General features: G+C 39.4%; 37 protein-coding genes and 2 pseudogenes. 7 read left to right on the forward strand and 32 right to left on the reverse strand.

The window, feature by feature from the left end; all coding sequences use genetic code 11:
• Positions 1-101: 101 nt before the first annotated feature.
• From B4W83_RS11135 to B4W83_RS11150, 4 genes and pseudogenes are all read right to left on the reverse strand, one after another.
• Positions 102-1,115 (reverse strand): annotated as a pseudogene (locus B4W83_RS11135) (phage portal protein); the annotation flags it as partial.
• An 11-nt stretch (positions 1,116-1,126) separates the two neighbouring features.
• The gene (locus B4W83_RS11140) at positions 1,127-2,341 is read right to left on the reverse strand and encodes a PBSX family phage terminase large subunit (RefSeq protein ID WP_000182319.1); all 1,215 of its coding nucleotides are present in this window, start codon (positions 2,339-2,341) and stop codon (positions 1,127-1,129) included.
• A complete protein-coding gene (locus B4W83_RS11145; RefSeq protein WP_000351060.1) occupies positions 2,331-2,825 on the reverse strand; it encodes a terminase small subunit in 495 nt (164 codons plus the stop codon). Before B4W83_RS11145 ends, B4W83_RS11140 begins: the two co-directional genes overlap by 11 nt.
• 489 nt (positions 2,826-3,314) lie before the next feature.
• The gene (locus B4W83_RS11150) at positions 3,315-3,761 is read right to left on the reverse strand and encodes an ArpU family phage packaging/lysis transcriptional regulator (protein WP_007284945.1); all 447 of its coding nucleotides are present in this window, start codon (positions 3,759-3,761) and stop codon (positions 3,315-3,317) included.
• A 129-nt stretch (positions 3,762-3,890) separates the two neighbouring features.
• Here B4W83_RS11150 and mazE point away from each other — a divergent pair, with 129 nt between their 5' ends.
• Both mazE and B4W83_RS11160 read left to right on the forward strand, forming a co-directional pair.
• Complete coding sequence (gene mazE, locus B4W83_RS11155; protein ID WP_001098943.1) at positions 3,891-4,106, forward strand: type II toxin-antitoxin system PemI/MazE family antitoxin; 216 nt, start codon at positions 3,891-3,893, stop codon at positions 4,104-4,106.
• Positions 4,090-4,443, forward strand: a complete 354-nt coding sequence (locus tag B4W83_RS11160) for a type II toxin-antitoxin system PemK/MazF family toxin (protein WP_000125658.1) — start codon at positions 4,090-4,092, stop codon at positions 4,441-4,443. The genes mazE and B4W83_RS11160 overlap by 17 nt, the downstream gene beginning before the upstream one ends.
• Before the next feature lie 20 nt (positions 4,444-4,463).
• On the opposite strand, the gene B4W83_RS11165 is transcribed toward B4W83_RS11160, so the two are convergent.
• The 18 genes and pseudogenes from B4W83_RS11165 to B4W83_RS11245 all read right to left on the reverse strand — a co-directional run bounded on the left by B4W83_RS11165 (position 4,464) and on the right by B4W83_RS11245 (position 11,642).
• Positions 4,464-4,700: a DUF3310 domain-containing protein gene (locus B4W83_RS11165; protein WP_001067625.1), complete on the reverse strand. Its 237-nt coding sequence runs from the start codon at positions 4,698-4,700 to the stop codon at positions 4,464-4,466.
• Positions 4,697-5,119, reverse strand: coding sequence for a YopX family protein (locus B4W83_RS11170; RefSeq protein WP_000187974.1), 423 nt, complete (start codon positions 5,117-5,119; stop codon positions 4,697-4,699). Before B4W83_RS11170 ends, B4W83_RS11165 begins: the two co-directional genes overlap by 4 nt.
• Positions 5,116-5,607 (reverse strand): MazG-like family protein, encoded by a 492-nt coding sequence (locus B4W83_RS11175; RefSeq protein ID WP_001022916.1) that lies wholly within the window; start codon positions 5,605-5,607, stop codon positions 5,116-5,118. The genes B4W83_RS11170 and B4W83_RS11175 overlap by 4 nt, the downstream gene beginning before the upstream one ends.
• Positions 5,604-5,864 carry a DUF1372 family protein gene (locus tag B4W83_RS11180; protein ID WP_000819334.1) on the reverse strand — a complete coding sequence of 87 codons (261 nt, stop codon included), beginning with the start codon at positions 5,862-5,864 and terminating at the stop codon, positions 5,604-5,606. The genes B4W83_RS11175 and B4W83_RS11180 overlap by 4 nt, the downstream gene beginning before the upstream one ends.
• Positions 5,861-6,337 (reverse strand): class I SAM-dependent methyltransferase, encoded by a 477-nt coding sequence (locus B4W83_RS11185; protein WP_000502465.1) that lies wholly within the window; start codon positions 6,335-6,337, stop codon positions 5,861-5,863. The genes B4W83_RS11180 and B4W83_RS11185 overlap by 4 nt, the downstream gene beginning before the upstream one ends.
• On the reverse strand, positions 6,337-6,819 hold the full coding sequence (locus B4W83_RS11190; protein WP_050222899.1) for a DUF1642 domain-containing protein: 483 nt from the start codon (positions 6,817-6,819) through the stop codon (positions 6,337-6,339). The genes B4W83_RS11185 and B4W83_RS11190 overlap by 1 nt, the downstream gene beginning before the upstream one ends.
• Entirely contained in the window at positions 6,797-7,000 is a 204-nt protein-coding gene (locus B4W83_RS11195; RefSeq protein WP_050222898.1) for a hypothetical protein, read from the reverse strand. Before B4W83_RS11195 ends, B4W83_RS11190 begins: the two co-directional genes overlap by 23 nt.
• A complete protein-coding gene (locus tag B4W83_RS13035; protein WP_078929772.1) occupies positions 6,987-7,154 on the reverse strand; it encodes a hypothetical protein in 168 nt (55 codons plus the stop codon). Before B4W83_RS13035 ends, B4W83_RS11195 begins: the two co-directional genes overlap by 14 nt.
• Positions 7,155-7,169: 15 nt before the next feature.
• Positions 7,170-7,583 (reverse strand): RusA family crossover junction endodeoxyribonuclease, encoded by a 414-nt coding sequence (locus B4W83_RS11205; RefSeq protein WP_138699295.1) that lies wholly within the window; start codon positions 7,581-7,583, stop codon positions 7,170-7,172.
• Positions 7,584-7,731: 148 nt separating this feature from the next.
• A pseudogene (locus B4W83_RS13575) lies at positions 7,732-7,935 on the reverse strand (helix-turn-helix domain-containing protein); the annotation flags it as partial.
• Positions 7,936-7,947: 12 nt separating this feature from the next.
• Positions 7,948-8,370: a single-stranded DNA-binding protein gene (gene ssb, locus B4W83_RS11215; RefSeq protein ID WP_000609574.1), complete on the reverse strand. Its 423-nt coding sequence runs from the start codon at positions 8,368-8,370 to the stop codon at positions 7,948-7,950.
• Entirely contained in the window at positions 8,360-8,536 is a 177-nt protein-coding gene (locus tag B4W83_RS13040; RefSeq protein ID WP_001203351.1) for a hypothetical protein, read from the reverse strand. Before B4W83_RS13040 ends, ssb begins: the two co-directional genes overlap by 11 nt.
• A gap of 21 nt (positions 8,537-8,557) precedes the next feature.
• Positions 8,558-9,547: a DUF1351 domain-containing protein gene (locus B4W83_RS11220; RefSeq protein ID WP_000237814.1), complete on the reverse strand. Its 990-nt coding sequence runs from the start codon at positions 9,545-9,547 to the stop codon at positions 8,558-8,560.
• Between the two features lie 3 nt (positions 9,548-9,550).
• Positions 9,551-10,243, reverse strand: a complete 693-nt coding sequence (locus B4W83_RS11225) for an ERF family protein (protein ID WP_000157762.1) — start codon at positions 10,241-10,243, stop codon at positions 9,551-9,553.
• Positions 10,231-10,419 (reverse strand): hypothetical protein, encoded by a 189-nt coding sequence (locus B4W83_RS11230; RefSeq protein ID WP_000613911.1) that lies wholly within the window; start codon positions 10,417-10,419, stop codon positions 10,231-10,233. Before B4W83_RS11230 ends, B4W83_RS11225 begins: the two co-directional genes overlap by 13 nt.
• Positions 10,420-10,683: 264 nt before the next feature.
• The gene (locus tag B4W83_RS11235; protein WP_000462836.1) at positions 10,684-11,031 is read right to left on the reverse strand and encodes a hypothetical protein; all 348 of its coding nucleotides are present in this window, start codon (positions 11,029-11,031) and stop codon (positions 10,684-10,686) included.
• Entirely contained in the window at positions 11,031-11,288 is a 258-nt protein-coding gene (locus tag B4W83_RS11240; protein WP_000608473.1) for a hypothetical protein, read from the reverse strand. Before B4W83_RS11240 ends, B4W83_RS11235 begins: the two co-directional genes overlap by 1 nt.
• An 87-nt stretch (positions 11,289-11,375) precedes the next feature.
• Positions 11,376-11,642: a hypothetical protein gene (locus B4W83_RS11245; RefSeq protein WP_000450963.1), complete on the reverse strand. Its 267-nt coding sequence runs from the start codon at positions 11,640-11,642 to the stop codon at positions 11,376-11,378.
• A 196-nt stretch (positions 11,643-11,838) separates the two neighbouring features.
• On the opposite strand from B4W83_RS11245, the gene B4W83_RS11250 reads away from it, so the two are divergent.
• Positions 11,839-12,000 (forward strand): hypothetical protein, encoded by a 162-nt coding sequence (locus B4W83_RS11250; RefSeq protein WP_237701456.1) that lies wholly within the window; start codon positions 11,839-11,841, stop codon positions 11,998-12,000.
• Here the strand turns inward: B4W83_RS11250 and B4W83_RS13045 are convergent.
• Complete coding sequence (locus tag B4W83_RS13045) at positions 11,993-12,163, reverse strand: hypothetical protein (protein WP_000656630.1); 171 nt, start codon at positions 12,161-12,163, stop codon at positions 11,993-11,995. The two genes, B4W83_RS11250 and B4W83_RS13045, sit on opposite strands and share 8 nt — an antisense overlap.
• Entirely contained in the window at positions 12,160-12,303 is a 144-nt protein-coding gene (locus tag B4W83_RS13050; protein ID WP_000389579.1) for a hypothetical protein, read from the reverse strand. The genes B4W83_RS13045 and B4W83_RS13050 overlap by 4 nt, the downstream gene beginning before the upstream one ends.
• A gap of 116 nt (positions 12,304-12,419) precedes the next feature.
• On the opposite strand from B4W83_RS13050, the gene B4W83_RS11255 reads away from it, so the two are divergent.
• Positions 12,420-12,587, forward strand: a complete 168-nt coding sequence (locus tag B4W83_RS11255) for a YjzC family protein (protein WP_000024181.1) — start codon at positions 12,420-12,422, stop codon at positions 12,585-12,587.
• Between the two features lie 291 nt (positions 12,588-12,878).
• Here the strand turns inward: B4W83_RS11255 and B4W83_RS13055 are convergent, their stop codons facing one another.
• From B4W83_RS13055 to B4W83_RS11275, 5 genes are read right to left on the reverse strand one after another with little or no spacing between them, the layout of a single operon-like run.
• Positions 12,879-13,079, reverse strand: coding sequence for a hypothetical protein (locus B4W83_RS13055; RefSeq protein ID WP_138700894.1), 201 nt, complete (start codon positions 13,077-13,079; stop codon positions 12,879-12,881).
• Entirely contained in the window at positions 13,036-13,890 is an 855-nt protein-coding gene (locus B4W83_RS11260) for an ATP-binding protein (protein WP_001203053.1), read from the reverse strand. Before B4W83_RS11260 ends, B4W83_RS13055 begins: the two co-directional genes overlap by 44 nt.
• A gap of 9 nt (positions 13,891-13,899) precedes the next feature.
• Positions 13,900-14,742, reverse strand: a complete 843-nt coding sequence (locus tag B4W83_RS11265; RefSeq protein ID WP_000236631.1) for a replication initiator protein A — start codon at positions 14,740-14,742, stop codon at positions 13,900-13,902.
• 39 nt (positions 14,743-14,781) lie between these two features.
• On the reverse strand, positions 14,782-14,994 hold the full coding sequence (locus B4W83_RS11270) for a helix-turn-helix transcriptional regulator (protein WP_001169631.1): 213 nt from the start codon (positions 14,992-14,994) through the stop codon (positions 14,782-14,784).
• A gap of 12 nt (positions 14,995-15,006) precedes the next feature.
• Positions 15,007-15,192 carry a helix-turn-helix domain-containing protein gene (locus B4W83_RS11275; RefSeq protein ID WP_000263488.1) on the reverse strand — a complete coding sequence of 62 codons (186 nt, stop codon included), beginning with the start codon at positions 15,190-15,192 and terminating at the stop codon, positions 15,007-15,009.
• Between the two features lie 148 nt (positions 15,193-15,340).
• On the opposite strand from B4W83_RS11275, the gene B4W83_RS11280 reads away from it, so the two are divergent.
• Both B4W83_RS11280 and B4W83_RS11285 read left to right on the forward strand, forming a co-directional pair.
• On the forward strand, positions 15,341-15,565 hold the full coding sequence (locus B4W83_RS11280; protein ID WP_000040990.1) for a hypothetical protein: 225 nt from the start codon (positions 15,341-15,343) through the stop codon (positions 15,563-15,565).
• 174 nt (positions 15,566-15,739) lie between these two features.
• Positions 15,740-16,450 carry a DUF4145 domain-containing protein gene (locus B4W83_RS11285; protein WP_000006951.1) on the forward strand — a complete coding sequence of 237 codons (711 nt, stop codon included), beginning with the start codon at positions 15,740-15,742 and terminating at the stop codon, positions 16,448-16,450.
• On the opposite strand, the gene B4W83_RS13730 is transcribed toward B4W83_RS11285, so the two are convergent.
• From B4W83_RS13730 to B4W83_RS11295, 3 genes are all read right to left on the reverse strand, one after another.
• On the reverse strand, positions 16,447-16,578 hold the full coding sequence (locus B4W83_RS13730) for a hypothetical protein (protein ID WP_000446473.1): 132 nt from the start codon (positions 16,576-16,578) through the stop codon (positions 16,447-16,449). The genes B4W83_RS11285 and B4W83_RS13730 overlap by 4 nt on opposite strands.
• A 169-nt stretch (positions 16,579-16,747) precedes the next feature.
• Positions 16,748-16,891 (reverse strand): hypothetical protein, encoded by a 144-nt coding sequence (locus B4W83_RS13060; RefSeq protein WP_000969964.1) that lies wholly within the window; start codon positions 16,889-16,891, stop codon positions 16,748-16,750.
• 72 nt (positions 16,892-16,963) lie between these two features.
• Entirely contained in the window at positions 16,964-17,239 is a 276-nt protein-coding gene (locus B4W83_RS11295; protein ID WP_001094378.1) for a hypothetical protein, read from the reverse strand.
• 168 nt (positions 17,240-17,407) lie between these two features.
• On the opposite strand from B4W83_RS11295, the gene B4W83_RS11300 reads away from it, so the two are divergent.
• The coding region (locus B4W83_RS11300; protein ID WP_083022293.1) for a S24 family peptidase at positions 17,408-18,163 on the forward strand (756 nt) is incomplete at its 3' end.

Genomic DNA, 18,163 nt, shown 5'->3' on the forward strand with positions numbered 1-18,163 from the left:
ACCATAACAGAATATAAATATCTAGGTTATTACTGTTTTGCGCCTTCCAATTTTAACCCGATTTATTACCTCAAAGTTACCTTTGAGGAGGGCAACTATTTCACCCCCGAAGTATTCCCTGCGAAATTCTCATCAGTCAAATTAGGCACATGGCTAAATGTGTAGATGTCCTCTTTAAGAGCTGTACGCAAGATTTCAGTAGCACTTTCGTCCAGCGTATTCTTCAAGAACTCAGCCCTTGCACTATCGCCCGGCAATTCCAAAAGACCTTCTTCAGAAAGAATCTTCATTGCTACCTTAGCGTCTTCTGGAGTGTCTGCTAACTGCGTGCCATACAAGACAAGTATAGACTCTACAGCCTGTTCCTTATCATTGACACGATTCCCCATCAAGGAATTATAAGCGTCTATCAAGCTAATTTGTTGCTCATAGTCACCAATTGCAAAGTGATTGTTGCGATATTCGATAATTGGGATTTGCCCAAGGTTGTGAGGGGTTACCTGCTCATTCTGAGTTGTTCCTGAATCTGTACTTCTCAGCACCATGTGATAGTGCAGATTTTCGGTAAAAACCTCAGCCTGGTACTTGGTAGTGTCTTTCGTATCGTCTTTTACTTCATAGTAATAGACCGCAAACAAAGGCTTCCGCTCAATACTATCATCGTAGACCATGAAAGTATTCTCCGGATCAATACTAGTTGAATCCAACTCAGCCATACCCTCTTTAGCATAGATGTACTCGTAAGCACGACCATAGATAGCCATGTTCAAAGCATTCTGAGCATCTACTTGGTCAATTTCAGCACCATCAAAGGCTGTAAGTAGTTCATCGATATCACCGTCAGCAGTATTGTTATACTTGATAGGATTGCCCATAAAATAGCCCGTAGCCGTGTCTGCGATATCCTTGGCATGATTGGCTACCGTCTTGTAATTAGGTGCGTTCACGTTGCGTCTCGTGTGTTCTAAGATAGCATGCTCACCCAAATAGTAGCTTTTAAGCTTCTTCAAATGTGAGCTTTCAGTGTTATGCATCGTTATCAATTTGTAAATCAGGTCTTTCTTCAAAGAACCCTCATCATATCCATCCCGTGGATAGGTTAAATATTGGTACATGTCTTTCCTCTCTATAGACCATAATCAGAACGTCTGCGGACGGTTGCTTTTGGTTGCGAATGTTGCGAGTAAATCGCATAACGCACCGCATCTAGTACGTCGTCATTCTCTTTCACTGGTTCGCCTGTCTTTTCGTTCCAGATGTATTGGTAGACTTCATCTTTGAACTTGCTGACCTTGTTTGATACAACAAAAAAACGCCCAGCTTTCATCAGCTTGGCTACTTCTTCAATACCAGACAATACCGCTTTATTAGCGTTGAATGTTCTTAATTGCTCTCTTTGAAATCTAGCAACGTGTTCAGGTCGTGCACTGTCTGCCCAGAACGTAATATTCCCGTATCGTTCCTTGATATTCTTAGCGAGGTCTACCCAAAAATCTATCTCTTTGTACTGATGAGCGTGTTCCTCTAACAGATAAGCTGAACCGCCAGATGTTTCTCCAATGACAACAATAGAGCCAAAGTGTTCATATCCCCAGTCAACACCAGCATAGACTTTAGTGATATCTTCTGGTACGTTATCTACAACCATATTCTCGCTAAAATCACGATAGACGACGCCCTCACCAGTCACCCACAGACCAAGAATATCTCGGTCATAAAATACACCAGCTGGTGTCGCATTCTTGATATTCTCTCGGTATCTGTCAGACATGAATGTATTATCATCTAACTTAAAATGAAAGTCGATGATCATATCGTCTCCAGAGTTGATATAATCCCGTCTGAGCCAGTGTGTCGGGATGTCTGGGTTGCTATCCCAAACAATCCTAGCACCCTCTCCTGAGCAACGTGAGATGATTTCCTTGAATACTTGTTCGTTAGCAAGAGATGCCTCGTTTACATAAGCTCCAAAAGCAGTAAAACCACGGGCGCGTTTTAAACCAGATATAGAACCGGTGTAGACTTGAACTACCTTGACACCGCAAAGGGTAAAAGCTCCGTGCTTATCGTATTTAGGTTCAATATCAAACATGTTATACAGCTCCTGAATGATATTGTTTTGTATCGATGTTGAAGATGTTCCAGCTAAGATATACATCGGCTCATCTATGTTTAATCTATCCGCTGTTTCTCTCACTCGTGCAATCTCATTCATGAAGACCATGTTGTTTAGAACAGTTTTACCTGAACGTTTTGCACCATGGAGACCACAGATAAAAAAATCATCATTCAATACTCGTGTAAGCACTTCTTCTTGTCGCTTTGTAAATTTATTTGTCATCAAAAGCACCTCTCAAAGCCTTGGCGAAGTCTATCAATTTATCGTCTTGTTCATTATCCACACCGATTTGTGATTTAAGTTTTTCGATTTCAAGTTCTAGTTTCTCAGCTTGTTTAGCAGTCGGATAACGCTTCAATATCTCAGCTATCGCTTTAATAACTGTGTTATTATCTGCCTTTTTCGTAACTCTATCCACCTCACCAGTGACAGGGTTCATCATCAAAACTTCCTCAAGTCGCTGGCCTCTTGCAATGTCTGAGAGAATCGAAAGAGCCTCTTTAGCGCTCAAAATATTTTCATCGTGCATCTTTTCAGTTTCGGTTTGTATAAACGTTTTAACGCTTGCATTTTCTAGCAATTTACTAGCGGTTGTTTTAGCATACGCTTCACTATAACCTGCGAATATTGCGGATTGATAGACATTACCAGTCCTCAAATACTCGCTCGCAAACATCTTTTGTCTTTGATTTAACCCAATGTCCATCACCACCTTTCGAATAATCAAAAAAAGCCACACGATGTGCGACCTTCTTGCAAGACGACTACTACCTTGCGTGTGTATTAAATTTTGACTTCTTTTTTATTTTTTGTAGTCTTTACAACCTCTGAGGGAATCAAACCCTCTAGCTTATAACTTATCCGGAGTATAATTAGCTACGCAATCATGCAAGGTCTAGTCGCTCCGCAACCATTTGTAAGTTAATGAGTGATATATGAATGCTAAGCCTACTGCCTACCCCATTCTGGGACACAAACACTCAAATGACAGCAGCTGGAATCGAACCAACTGGTCTAGCAGTAAAACGCACGTTTGGTAAAAGTTTCAAGGAGACCCAAACAACCTGCTAACCTGTCCTTACTGTCTAAGAGGCCGAAACCTCGGAAAAATATAATAAATTATAAAGGAGACGTCAATTGACCTATCACTTGACAATACTATTCTACCATGTAAAATAAACCATTTCCTAGCAATTTACTTGCAAATATCTCCCAAAATTTTACGATAGACAATCAACTTACCTTTTCGATAGGCTTCCGCAAATTCCAAAGCACCTCTACTAAGCATGCGATAGAACTCACTTTCAGAATAGCCTAAGTCCATATAGATAGCCTTGTCTGATAATTGGATTTTCATATCCATGTACTTCTTTGCTATAACCTGCCGAACGTATGGATCCATAATGCAGTTCACAGCTCTCTCAATTTCCAAAACCTCTGCCTCTGCATCCACATGTTCGATAACCATATTCTCAGTGGCTGTGTTCTTACCAGTAAACGTCTTTGGTTCAAATGAGTAGGTCGTTGTAATTTTAGGCAAATACTCAGCGCCTGCCATTCGGACATACGAGCGATAACTCTCTAGAACGTCATATACATTTTTTTTGGTAAATTGCACGTCAACGCTTTTTAATAACCTCACAACATCGCTCCTTTATGATATAATATTTTTAGCGAACATATCACAAAGGAGTCAGCTGTGCTGGCTTTTTTCTTGCTTTGCTCCGTTTTTAGGTGTATACTGTATGTATACTAAATAAAGGAGAAACAAATGAATACTGTTAAAACTCGTAAGGTTGGGAACTCTGTCACTGTGACCATTCCGAAAACACTCAATGTTCCAGAAGGTCAGGAAATGTTTGTCTACAAGGGTGTAGATAATGTCATTGTCCTAGCTCCAAAAATTCCAGACCCATTTAATGGAGATGCAGACCTACGCATGGAAGATGACTTTGAGGGGGTAAGATTCCTTGACAGCGAAATATGATTACATTCCAGAAAAACAGGACATCATCTGGATTGACTTTGACCCGTCTGTTGGACGTGAGATTCAGAAACGCCGTCCTGCTATTGTCGTCTCGCGTAGAGAATATTCGGAGCGGACGGGATTTGTTGCTGTATGCCCTATTACACACGGTCAAAGCAGACTAGAAGAACAAGGCCTGCTCGTTCCTGTGCGTTCCAATAAGGTAGATGGCTCTGTCAATCCACTCCAACTCTATACTTTTGACTTTAGAGAGCGAAAGGCTCAAAAAATCACAACCATGGATACAACCAGTTTTCAGAAGGTTGTCCAACTCTACAACTTCATCTTTGAAGCCTAGTCCTTATGGATTGGGCTTTTTTAGTTCTTCTCTAATTCCTCAATCAACCAATCAAGGTTCTTACGTGCTTTCTTCAGGTCTTCCAGACCGTTTTTCTTTTGAAACCGTAGCATATACTTGATTGCGTTGCCCCAAAAGAAAGCAGACGCTCCGGAAAGGCTCCCAACGAAGTTATGCACAACATCGATAGCCTCAAGACCGTTTGCACCTTGGTAGTGGCTTGGTTTGTTTATATTGTCAATTATTTCTGGGTTCATTCCTTATCCTCCAAAAGTTCTGGGTTTTCGTAGATATTGCCAATGACTTCATAATTCTTGCGAATATCTTCATAGTCCATAGCTTGAAACCATTCATCATCATAACTAGAATTAAGGTGAAACCCGATATTTTTTATTTTATATCCAAAATCTTCCTCATAAATCCATTTACCAAATTTGACTACGCTGGGCATTCCACTATTCCTAGAAACCACATCCTCCTCGAAAATCTCCACCCCGTTCTTATCCTTGAGTCCTGTTGATTGCATGAGGATCAATTCTGACTTTTCGATAGGAATAAGAAGTTTGGAGTCCGATGTTGGTTTTTCCATGTTGCAAATCAAGCCGTTATCTGTGATAAAAAAATGTTCTACGAATTTCTTTTCTACGCTATCCCACACTCTAAATTTTGGTGTCATGCCAAATCCTCCTCCTTCACAAAGCTGCCATCAATCCAACGCCCCTTGCGATCTTTGATTTCTTGGTATGCCAGTTCAAAACACTCTTCAAAATCATAACCTAGCGACTTGCTGATTGATTTTAGATGACCAATCAATAGAGTCAATGATTTTATACGTAAGGTCATAAGTTTCAGATGTTGTTCTGTTTGAATGTTGCTAATACATGTATTTGCGTACGCGAATGATGTCATAATATCGTTCTTTCTAACATTCTTCGACTCTTCAAAAATACTATCCAAATCCACTTTGCTCAACAATCCCAGACCGACAATCACGACTGCGCAATCTCCAATGCTATCCTTGGTCAGCTTCTCATTCTTCTTGAGATAGCCTGCGCACAACTCACCGAACTCTTCGCTAAGTTTTAATGACTGCTTGTCTAGTCGTCCACCGTTTTCTAAATCACGGTCAATAAACCATTGTTTGACTTTTTCTAGTATGTTCATAGTAGTACCTCATCCCCTACTCTAATCTTCTCATACACGTCCTTAGTAACTACGAAAATGCCGTAGTCACGAATAGTAAGCGTGTATAACTTGCCGTGCCGCCCCTTCTCGACGACCTTACCAAAAATCTCAGCGCCTGCGTTATCCGCCTTATAGATAACCAGCGGCTTCTTCTCTTCCAAATCTCGAATCCTGTCCATCTGCCAGATGTTTAGTCCAGCAGATACCAGAATCCAGATTGCTATGAATCGTTTCAATCTGTGACCTCCTCAAATTTCATAAACGTCATCCAATGCGTAGTACCTCTTTGTTGTCCAAACAATGGTTTAAAAGGTACAGATTTAAGAACCTCTTTAACGTTGATTTGACAATCAGACCATTTAAAAACTAGAGTACCTCCAACTTTTAGAACTCTCATGCATTCTTCAAAACCCTTGGCTAAATCTTCCGGCCAGGTAACTTTATCCAGCTCGCCATATTGTGATCGCATAATTGAGTTTTGACCTACCCATTTCAAATGTGGCGGATCGAATACTACTAGATTAAATGTTTCATCATCGAATGGCATATCACGAAAATCTCCGACAACGTCAGGGTTTACGTTTACCTTTTTCCCATGTATTTCAAATTTTTCTTGTCTGATGTCCATGAAAGTTGTATGACTCTCATTTTTATCAAACCAAAACATACGACTGCCACAACAAGCGTCTAGTATTCGTATATCTCCCATTATTCCACCTCCTCAACTTCAACACCCTCACAATCGAACACCCAGCCGAAACCAGCTTCTTCAAGTTCTTTGCGGGTGAATTTATAATTTCCAGTAATTATATTTTGGTTAAAATAAAGAACCTTCCCTGATTGCGTTTTAGTCAAAGGTTGCCCATTATTCAGACTAACAATATACCGCTTCTCTTCCTCGACCTCGTAGCCGTCAAGCCATGCACGAGCAACTAAATCAAATGGTCTTTCTTGCATAAACCATTTCCTAACTTCATCGTTCGTGAAATCAAATTCGAATAATTCTGCCACTTTACAAGCTTTTCTAGCTTCCTCAATCCATTCAGCCACAAACTTCTTAACTTTGACTGGTTGCGGTTTATCTAGTTGTTCCAAGTCTTGCAGAAAAATTTGACGAGCTAGTTCTGCTCCTTCAGCATTCCATACACCCTCAAGTTTTTTATATTTCTCAATTAATCGCTGTACTTTCATCTTCCAACTCCTCCACTTTTTTCCTCAATTCTTTATTCTTTTTCTTCAACAAATCGCGCTCCAGCGCTCTAATCCGTCTCTTGCGTGCATCGCACGGTTTCGAATACTCGATTATCTTCTCTTCATTTTGCTCAATTGTGCGTTTCAGTCCTTCGATTACTACCTGTTTATCGTACTTCATCGTCTAAAAATCTTTCAATAGCTTCTCTATAGGAGACTTCCACCATACCGTCTAAGTCGTTCAGGGCTTCAATATAGTCTGGACGCCCTTGCCCATACTGCTTTTTCAAAAACTCAACAAAGAGATGAATTTCCTGATAGGTTACTCCAATCATATTTCTATCCTCCTATCAAATCCCATCAACTATCCTCTGCAATATCTCGTGATATTCGTAAATCTCCAGCTCAATCCTATAATTCTTATTTCCGGACTTGCCACCGTGCATGAACTCAGTCGATACTATCACGTTGTAATTATCATCTGTCCAAATCTTAGCGTCCGTCAAACCATCAAACAAAGCCTTGCTTGTGGGCGACCAGTTCGGTGGGTCATACTTCCGATTTGTCGGAGGATATATCCGAACCTTAACCTTGCAAGGTTTGTCCTCGCTGTAAGGTAAGCCAAAGTAATCTCTCAGTACATTCTTGCCCTCGTATTCGGCTAACTGCCGTAAGAACTTAGTTGTTTTAGCCTTTTGATGAAAGTGCGGTCTATCATTTGAGTTAATCATCTGCTTCCTGTTCAACTCAAATTTAAGAATCAATCTCTCCTGCATTCAACCTCCCTAGCCATCTAGCTTTTTCCACGCTTGCTATTGCAAGAATGTCATTAGCTAAATCAAAAGCTGTGTACCAATCCAGAACTCCTAACAAGTCCTTGTGCTCCTTTAATTCATCAACTAAGCTTTTCAGTCGTTCCAATGGGTTGCTTTCATACCCCAACAGATATCCAACGCTTACGCCGAAGTAGTCAGCAAGTTGTTGGGCTTTTTCTGGTTTGATTTGGCTTTCTCCGTTTTCCCAGCGTGATAGAGTCTTTTCTGATATGCTCATTTCTTTTGCTATTTCCTTTTGAGATAGCTTTTTTTCTTGTCTTAATTCTTTTAGTCTATTCATAGAAACACCTATTTAAAATGGCAAATCATCATCCGAAATATCCATCGGATTTGAATTTCTCGCAAAATTAGGTGCTTGCTGGTCGTGGTTATCAACTACTGGTTGACTACCATCTTTCTTAAATTCCATCAGCTGGAAATTCTCAGCAACCACTTCTGTCACATAGACACGTTGTCCTTGTTGGTTATCATAAGTCCGAGTCTGAATGCGTCCAGTGATTCCAATCAAAGCGCCTTTCTTAGCCCAGTTAGCAAGATTTTCAGCCTGCTTGCGCCACATAACGCAATTGATAAAATCAGCTTCACGCTCTCCATTCTCGCTTTTAAATGTGCGATTTACTGCAAGAGTAAACGTAGCAACCGCAATATTGGATTGCGTATATTTTAGATCGGCATCTCTTGTAAGCCGCCCTACTAAAACAACGTTATTTATCATTTTGCACCTCCTCTACTTCTGATACCTTGATTTCATTTGAACCAAACTTTAATAAGCTGGTATATCGTTTCACAAACTCAATAGCGGCCATAAATGAATTTTCTGCATTGATTTCTGACCCCAAATCAAGATCTGCAATTTTACCGCTGACATAAAAACATCTCATAGGTCTGACTCCTTATTCTACTTAATCCTCCAAAGATTCAAAACCGATAAAGTTATCCTCAAAATATTCTTGTGTATTTTCCCACTGTTCTAAACCACCATGCAATGTCAAACGCAAGTCAATTGTTAAAGGCTCGCTAGGTTCAAATTTTGCCACCTCTCGCGCATTATTTTGAGGTTCTGGTGTAATTATACCCTGCTCCAAAATCTCGCCTGTTTCAGCATCGTAAGCCTTGATATGCGCATTTGCATTTTCTTTGGCCAATTGTTCAATCTCTGCAAGTCGTTCAGCTTCTGCTTTTTCTTGAGCCTCTTTCTGCTCTTTGCGTGCAATCTCAGCATCACGATCAGTTTTCATCATCTTGAAAACACCAACAAGGCTCTTACCATCTTCAAGATGTCTGATATAGCTATCAGCTGGCAAATCGTACTCTTGAGCTTGCTCTTGGATAGCTTGCTTGTTGGCCTTATATTCTTCCAGGGCATCAAATTCTGAAAGCACTAAGGCATCCATTTCATCAAGTGTTGTCTTTTTCAGTTCGTACTTACCTGTTTTAAAATATTTCTTGAGGCTGTACTCATCGTATTTGTCAGCGAATGTGGATTTTTCAATCCCTGCAACCATACACTTATCCTCAAATATGGCACGCACGACATCCACGCGCATCAATCGTTCATGTTCATCAATCACATTAAGTCCTGCTGTGATGTTTGAGATAACATTATCCAATGGCTCAACTGTTTTCTTATACCACTTCTCAAATTCCTTGTATGGATTATTGATGTTATTTTTGATTTCCTTACGCCGAGTTTCCAACGCCTCTTTTAATTTATTAAGGCGTGTACGCTCATCATAATCAATCTTATAAGTGGATGCCGTCACCTCATAATCCGTGTACTGTGCAACGATTGCTGCAAGTTGTTTCTCAACGCTATCATAATCAACATTGATTACTGCTGGTTGGAAATCTACCTTAATTTCTGTCAAGCTATTAGTTACATCTTTTACCATGTCTTATACTCCTTGTTTTTCGTATGCTTTTTGAATTTGTTTAGTGAGATAGTCTATCACTATGTTATAGCCATCAACTGGTACTTTGTGGAAATCGTCTATTTGATACTTGTTCAATACAAAATTTGCAACTGTATCAAATGGCGCTCCCTTAATCGTCGCAATTTCTTCAACGTTCTTGATGATTTCTTGATACTGAATGTTGTCAATGTACCTTACTTGATTTTGTTCTTGGGCTTGCTGATTGTTTGGTTTCTGTTGCTGATTATTCTGCCCTTGTTCTTGGCTTTCTTCTACTGGATACTCATCAATATCTTTTTCACCAATCGCAAACAACCCCTGTAAGGCATATTTTCGAGCGTATGAGCTGACTGCGCCTGTCCATTGCGGATCTTGCATTTGTTTAATCTGTCCTTTTTGGGTATTAAATACTGGAACTGGACTCATTTCAGCGTACGCTGTTGATTGGTACCTCTCGTCTCTCTCGTCATTAAAAGCTACGGCTGTTGCTTTTACAAAGATTTTTCCAACAAGCTCAACGAGTTCATCAGTTACGATTACAGACCAATCGCTTTTTAGCTCTTTGAAAGTTGTATAGATGTCCTCGGCATTTCTAAATGCGTACTTTACATCTTTTGATTTCTTTTTTTCTAATTGCATTTTTTGTTGCAACTCTGGGAAAGTTAAACTTGCCATTTCTTTCTACCTTTCGTCTTCTTCAAATTCCAATTTTCACGTTTTAAGTGTCTATTTTCGTTTTGCAATTTCAAAATAATATCCTGTTGGTCGTTGATGATTTCTCCGAGTTCAATTCCGAGATGCATATATTTAGCTCGCCATTTATCGATTTCTTCGTGTAGCTCCTGAATCATACTTCATCCCCCACGTATCGATACTGCCCACAGCCAACATAGATGTACTGGCTTGGGTCAAGTTCCTCACGTTCTTCAGGCGGTTGCATTATATCTCTGTCGTAATCAAACATGAGCATACACCTTTCCAAGTTCCAGCACTCGTTTCACATATCTAGCCTTTGATGTTAGCCCAAGTTCCAGCACTCGTTTTTTTCTTCATGATTGGCCAAAAGCCATACACGGTTTTCAAGTTCAATTCTAGTCATTAGCGTCTCCTTTGCTCTACCCCAAATACTTTTCATAGCGTGATCTTCGTGGTTCTGGCAAGGCTAGAGGCTCAGGGCGCAATCCTTGAGGCGGTTCGTTGTCGTAGGTGAAGCCTTTGAACTCTCTGCGGATATTCTTGCGGATTTCTTGTCGCTGTGCCTCTCTACCACGTTCGTATGCTTGGTTGTAACCTTGGATAATCATAGACGCAAATTCTTGCTCTTCTCGTCTTTCTTCTTCCTTCTGGCGGATTTTCTCCTCTTCCTGCTTATCCATCTGATGAGCTAGAAGCCCTGCACCGATAAATCCTAAAATCACTGCACCAGTTCCTAAAAGCTGGCTAACTAATGGTGGTTCAAACATTATTCTTCCTCTTCATCATCTTCTTCTGCCATATTCTGCTTAATCGCCTCACTTGGGCTCATGCCATCCAATACATCCTTGATGACATGTGAGATGTCGTGGGTTACTTTCAACGGCTTTTCTAACTCATTAGGTAGCCCCAAAAGTTTTGTAGTTAGCAATCCAAGCGTAGATAATTTATGTAGCTTTTTTTGTAACTGTTCAATGCGTTCAATTTTTTCCTGTTGCGCTTTGATAATTTGGTCTTTGTTAATCATTGTTTTTCTCCTGTGGATAACTCAGTTATCCCTTTCTTTTATTTAGATTAGTAGTAGTTTGTTGTAAAGTTAGTAGTTATTATTCTGCTATCGTGTCATCTTAACGGTTTTAGACATTTCTTTCTTCCATGATTGACTGCCTCGATATTGCAGATAAGCATCAAAACCTTTGATTGTGACAAGCTGACCATCGTTTCTAAGGTATTTTTGTTGACTAGGTAATTTTTTCATCTCTCGCCTCATATCTCCCGCTTGTCGTTTTGAACATCCAAAGATGTGCTCTAGTTCTTCATCGTTTGCAGAAATCTTCTCGATGATCACGTCTTTAATTCTCACGATTTGAACTGTTTCCATTTTTGCTCCTTTCGTGGTATAATTTTCTTGAATAATTTTGTCATGCGCCTGATTGCCGTCAGGTGCTTTTTTGCTATCTCCTTTTCTGCTATAATGAAACCAGAAAGGAGGTAATATTATGACTGAAATTCACGCATGTCTTTGCGGAAATTGGGTGAACCTATCAGCCGACGACGATTGTGTAATGGGACCAAATATGGCTAGTCCTTACATTTGGTGGGAAGAAAATGCAGAACTCTACTCACCAATTTCTAAACCTGAAGCAAACTCGATGTACCATCAGGATTATATCTACATTCACTATCGTGGCGCTGACTATCGTATCCATCCAATGTTCATTCAAATCGTTTCTAGATAACTTTTTCTAGTCTGCTAGAAATGATTTCTAAATCTAAGTCGTCCAGTTTCAACTGGTCGGCTTTTTGATTTAAACGAGCTTCGATAGCTTGGTTAATTTCAAACCATTCTATTTTTGTAAATCGGCTCCTGAATTTTAGAAATTCCTTTACTGCTTCTTTCATACTGTCCTACTTTCCATTGCCCTGAGTTCTATCTCATGGCTGACTTGTCTAAATAGCTTCTCACACGCTATTTTAGCTTCTCTGTACGTTGTGTTCTCGCTGATGAAGTAATCAGCAAGTTCGATGATTTTATCTTCCATTCAGACTCCTATATCAGCCTCAAGACTGATGTAATATCCTCCTAAATTGCTATAATACTCTTGACTAGGACCTCTCACCGTTTTAGTCAAAATTCCAATAGAAAGGAGGAGATAGTATGGCAAATACTCCAATAAAACCTGGAACAGATAATCAGAAACCTGGTCGCTATGTAGAGGTAGGACCTCGTGGCGGAAAAGTTACTAATGGTCATACCGCAACTATCGGAAAAGGTGATCGGCTCCCTCCGACATCTGCTAAAGGCAACGGTTGGAAAAAAGTCTAATCTTCGTTTGCGTACAATCGTTCAATGGTTGTACGCTTTTTCCATACACAAAAGCACATTCCCAAAAAATCAATTTGAATCCATGCTTCGGCGTAATCTTTCCCATTGCTGGCATAGTGAGTTATATAATGGTGAATCATTTTATTCCTTCCTCCTATTGAGTTACTTGAGAAGTATCATGAATGGCTTCATAGCTAAGACGCTTGAATTTTTCTAAGTCTATCTGAAAATTGATAGGCTTTTTTCTTTTCCCACTATACGGATATCGTCTTGGTCTCATTTCCTCACCTCCTAACTCGTATAAATCCCGCCATTTCTGGCAAAGGCTCGTAGTTCGTTCATCTTTCTTGTAAATTGGTAGTCGCTTGTAATCAACAACCGCTCTTTCAGCAAGCTAGACAATCCGTAATGTTTTTCTTCAAACTGTTCAATAATCTGCTGACGCTCTTTAATAGTCACTTGCTGACAAGGTGCGTCTAGACTCTGTGTCATTGCTAAATTTGAACGCATTGGTCTTCATGTTTCCTTTCGTTATTCTATCTACGAGGCTTTTCTCGTAAAGTTTCTCCAAGTGATTGCCCCCGTAGTTGGTTGTAATAATCGTGTTCGTCCTGTTTTCAAGTATCTGATACAGGACTTTTTGCATCCAGTTGTTCCCCTGCTTGATTTCATCGCCTACACTTGACTCTTTGCCAAGATCGTCCAAAATCAAGTAGTCCACTTTCTGCAAGAACTGGATAGTCCGTCTTTCTTCCCACTTGGAATCCTTGTATCTAAAAGCGTCTTTCATCCGTGAGAATAGTTCCATGGAGGGAATATAGACCACCGAGCGCTTCAACTGGAACTTCTGGAAACTCTCGTTCAGTGTCTTAGCAATTCCAATTGCTAGATGGCTCTTCCCAACTCCAGGCGGACCGCTGATAATCGTATTCCCTTCATATCGCTCTTTCACATAGTCAACCGTCACACGTTTAGCGAAATTGACCGCCTCAGCATCTTGGTCTGTATGAATCTCAAAGCTGCCGATAGTCGCATTCTTCAAATCAGGCGGAATAATACTCTCCTTAGCAAACAAAGAGTAAGACCTTGTATTTCTAATTTGAGCCTCAGCTTGCGCCAGTTGCTCTCCTGCTTGACTGTGGATTTTCTCCTGTCCGCATTCAGGGCAATAAGTCAGCACATTCTGCGTGCAAGGGTTGACTGAGCGCCACATATAGACTCCCTCATGCTTGGGGCATTGGGTATTCAAGGTTTCAATCTGTAAAAATCTACCCTGCAATTCATCTCTTGATACTGCTCGCATAGCACCCTCCTAGAATCCCAGTCGTGGGTTGTAACCGTCGTCTGACAATCTTAACTCACTGCTTGGCTTCCCACTTGACCGCTTCGGTCTCTGTCTATTCTCTACCAACTCAGCAGTCACTAGACCTTTCTGTTTCCAGTCTCTCAAAATACTCTCAAGATACTTAAAGTAAGGTTTACCATTGCCCACACATTCCTTGATTGCTAACTTGATAACCTCTTTACTATGGTCTTGCAAGAAGTATTTCAAATCCTCAATCTCAAACGGTGTTGGGTATCTGCCAAACTCTGAAAAAATCCAATCGTGAACAATCCCCAAGTCATTTTCGGGTGCGTCCTCTATACTGTATAGATTATTAGCACCAGCACCATCTGGTTCAGTAATTCTGTTTATGTAACTCTGATTAATGTAACTCTGATTAGAATCAAAGTTTTTTACTTCCGTAGGTAAAGAATTTTTACTTATGTGGTCAAAGTTTTTTACTTCCGTAGGTAAAGAATTTTTACTTATGTAACTAGATAACCTATTTACATAAATCTTGTCGCTTTTGTTAAATTGCTTTTTTAATTCAATCAAGCCAAAATCAACTAATTCCTTTTTTCTCTTGATGATTGTAGGTTTTGATAACTGAACAAAATAATCTTTTTGTAGCTCTTCAATCGATAAATGAATATATGCTCCTTTTTCATCAATCCAGTTATTCTTCAAAGACAATTTAAGCCTATCTTTCATAATTGAATACAAAACTTTTGCTTCCATACTTAATTCTGAAAACGCTTTGTCTTTAATCAAAACAACTGGTATTTTTATGAAGTCAAGGAAATCTTCGATGTCGTCTTTTTGTATCACCATTCAACTAAATCACCTCCTATTTATAAAAATCCCCAGAAACTATACACTTGAAGTGTAGTTTTTCTCGAAAAAAATTTCATCCAGTGGAATATCAACTATACGACAGAAATCTATAGCTGTAGTTATTCTCATAGGTGTATCATATCTTTCATAATCCATGTATGTATTTCTAGAGACTCCTAATTTTTTAGCGATTTCCTCTTGAGTCATTCCTGTTTTTATTCTCGCCATTTTTAAGCTAATTTTTTGCACGCACTCACCCCCTTATCTTAATTCGTCTAAGCTGACTTCCAGTGCATCAGCGATTTTGCACATATTCGTCCACGACATCTCTTTCATCCTACCAGCCTTCAGATTTGAAAAATTAGATGGATGGACACCCGATTCCTTAGCTAAACGATACATCGACCAGCCTTTTATTTTTAATTGTTTTTCAATTTTATCCCACATCAAAAAACACCATATGTTGTGCTTTTCAAGCACACTAAATCCTTTCTTATACAATATGTTGACAACCAAATGTGTTTGGGTTATAACATATCTTGACTAGGATCTCTCCCGTTTTAGTCAAAACTTCAGCAGAAAGGAGGTTCAAAAAATGAGTAAGCTTAGCCATAAGCCAAACCACGTTGTTAAGAAACTAACCTGGGAAAATCTCGATAATATTCTATTATCTTATTTTTCAGAGTCGACTACTGATAAACCTAGCGCAGTAATTCAGTTATCTGATTTTGAAATGTCTAAAGCTGAAATTATCGAAGAAGCAACTGCTCAAGGTTATCAAGTTATCGATAATTCTGATGGTTACTTAAAGTTTCTATAACGAATTTTAAAGATGATATATTTGTACGATTTACATCAATATCTCTTTTTAACTTAGCAATCTGTCTATCAGATTGCTTTTTTCTTTTCCCACTATACGGATATCGTCTTGGTCTCATTTTCTCACCCCCTTTCAAATGTGGTATAATCAAAATAAAACGATTGGAGAAAAAATATGTCATTTGATCTTTCTAAATTAAGCCTAGGCAGTCGCTTCGCAGGCAATTCAAAAGCATTTCAATGCCCTGTATGTTCAGGTTTCTCTTCCCATTTATGGACTTATAATCCTATTGATATCAATAGAGATTACAAAGAATCTATCAAATTTATTATAATTGCACAATGTCAGGCTTGTAATCAATTTTCTATTTGGATAACAAATGAAATCCAAATAACGTATGGCTCCAGGATAGTATTAAACACAAGCGATGCAACGTCGACATTAATTTTCCCAAATGTTGCCGAAGGAGTACCTAAACCTAATAATGATATGCCTGATGATGTGAAAGAAATCTATATTGAAGCTGGAGAAGTTCTAAATATATCGCCTAGAGCTTCTGCAGCTCTATCCCGTCTAGCTATTGAAAAGCTTGTTGCTCATTTAAACGCACAAGGTAAAGATTTAAATACCCAAATTGGAAGTCTTGTCTCTAAAGGAATGCCAATAGAAATCCAACAAATGCTAGACAGTGTTAGAGTAATAGGGAATAATGCTGTACATCCAGGTCAAATAGACATAAAAGATAACAAAGAGTTAGCTTTATCATTGTTAAGTTTTATCAACTTGATTGTAGATAATCGAATCACACAACCTAAAAAAATTCTAGACATATATAACCTATTACCTGATTCCTACCGAAATTCTATCGAAAGAAGAGATAATTAATCTTTCTCAAAGATTAATACATTTTCTTTGTCCCAATACTGAGTTACAACTCTAACCGGGTCATCTTCTGTCCCTTTCCCTCGTTTAAATGTAATTTTTATCAATTCAACAATTTCAACACTTTCCATTCCCTACTCCTTATCTTTTTTATCACATTGATACTTCACTATCTGACGAATAGTAAAAGATACAATCACAAATCCTGCTAGGATTATCAATCCAACATTTTCATCCATTGCTTTTCACGGCAAATGATGGTACACTATCAAGTAGAGGTTGGGGCTTCTGCCCCTTTCTCTACTTTTTCTTAAGCTCTTTGTCTTTGAGCTTGTAAGCTAAGTACTGCTTATGCCAAAGACGAGCTTCGTTTACTAAGCCTAGTACCAAGATGACGGTTGTGGTGTCCTTGGTTGCTAGGCTTTTTATGATGTGTTCCATCATTCGCCTTACCTCCTTTTTTATTTTGCTCTAAGAGCAACAACCTGCCAAGGATTCGAACCTTGGTGATACCAATCAGGCTACATTCATTTTATCAAGCATTCCTGCAAATGCTGCATCAAAACGAATGTCATCGATTTCCTCTTGAGTGAAACCAGCATCAAGAAGGTAATGCTCTTGACGTTCAATCTCTTCTGCTAACTCTGTCCATCCAAAAGCGAATTGACGGCAGTTAGTACAGAATGTTTCAAGTTGGCTGTAGAGGAAGTTTTCCTCGTAAGTACCTTGGATTAAAGTTTCCTTAGCTACTGCTTTAAAGATGTTGATTGCTTTCTCGTTTAATGTGTTCATGGTGTTTTCCTCCGGTTTGTTTTGTTATTTCCTTAAGCTTGATTATATCATACTACACTTCAAGTGTAGTTGCAAGTGTTTTTTGCCTTTTTGTTAAAAAAATTTTACTTTTTTACACTTTAAGTGTACAATAGGGGTATAAAACAAAGGAAAGAAAGGAGTTAGCGAATGGATTCATTGGCTCAAAATATAAAGTACTATCGTAAACTATCTGGACTTACTCAAAAGGAATTGGCTAAGAAACTGTCAGTGGCTCCTACTGCTATATCGGCGTGGGAAGTTGGTAGAAACCAGCCTCTAATGAATAATATAGAGCAGATGTCTGCTATTTTTGGTATCAAAAAATCCCTGCTACTCGGTGAAGATTTTTCAAGTCATGTTGATAAAGCCACTTCCCCAATCCAAACCATCTACGACGAACTAAAACCTCCAAGACAAGCCAAAGTCCTGAATTATGCAAAGAGGCAACTGGACGAGCAGAAAAACGAAGAAGAAACGAAGATAAACGAAGTATCGGAGAAAGTTATCGACTTGTACCAAGTTGAGGTTGTATCTGAGACGGCAGCAGCTTCTGGATTTAACTATGGATTTGGGTACGACGATACAGACAGAGAGATTATAGAGGTCGACGAGCAACCACCACATCACGATATTGCGACTAAGGTCAGCGGAGACTCCATGCAGCCTGACTACCAAGACGGAGACATTCTCTATTTAGTAGACAAAGGACTGACCACCTACAACGGAGACCTAGCAGTTATCGCATACGGAGACCGTTCTTACTTTAAGAAGATCTATACCGAAAACGGACGCTTACGCCTGGTATCACTCAATGACAAGTACGAAGACATCACCCTAGACTTCCCACCAGCCGAAGACACACACATCAAGATTTATGCAGTTATCGGGGTGTATAGAGGGGAA

The organism is Streptococcus pseudopneumoniae ATCC BAA-960 = CCUG 49455, from assembly GCF_002087075.1.
In the GTDB taxonomy this organism is placed as follows: domain Bacteria; phylum Bacillota; class Bacilli; order Lactobacillales; family Streptococcaceae; genus Streptococcus; species Streptococcus pseudopneumoniae.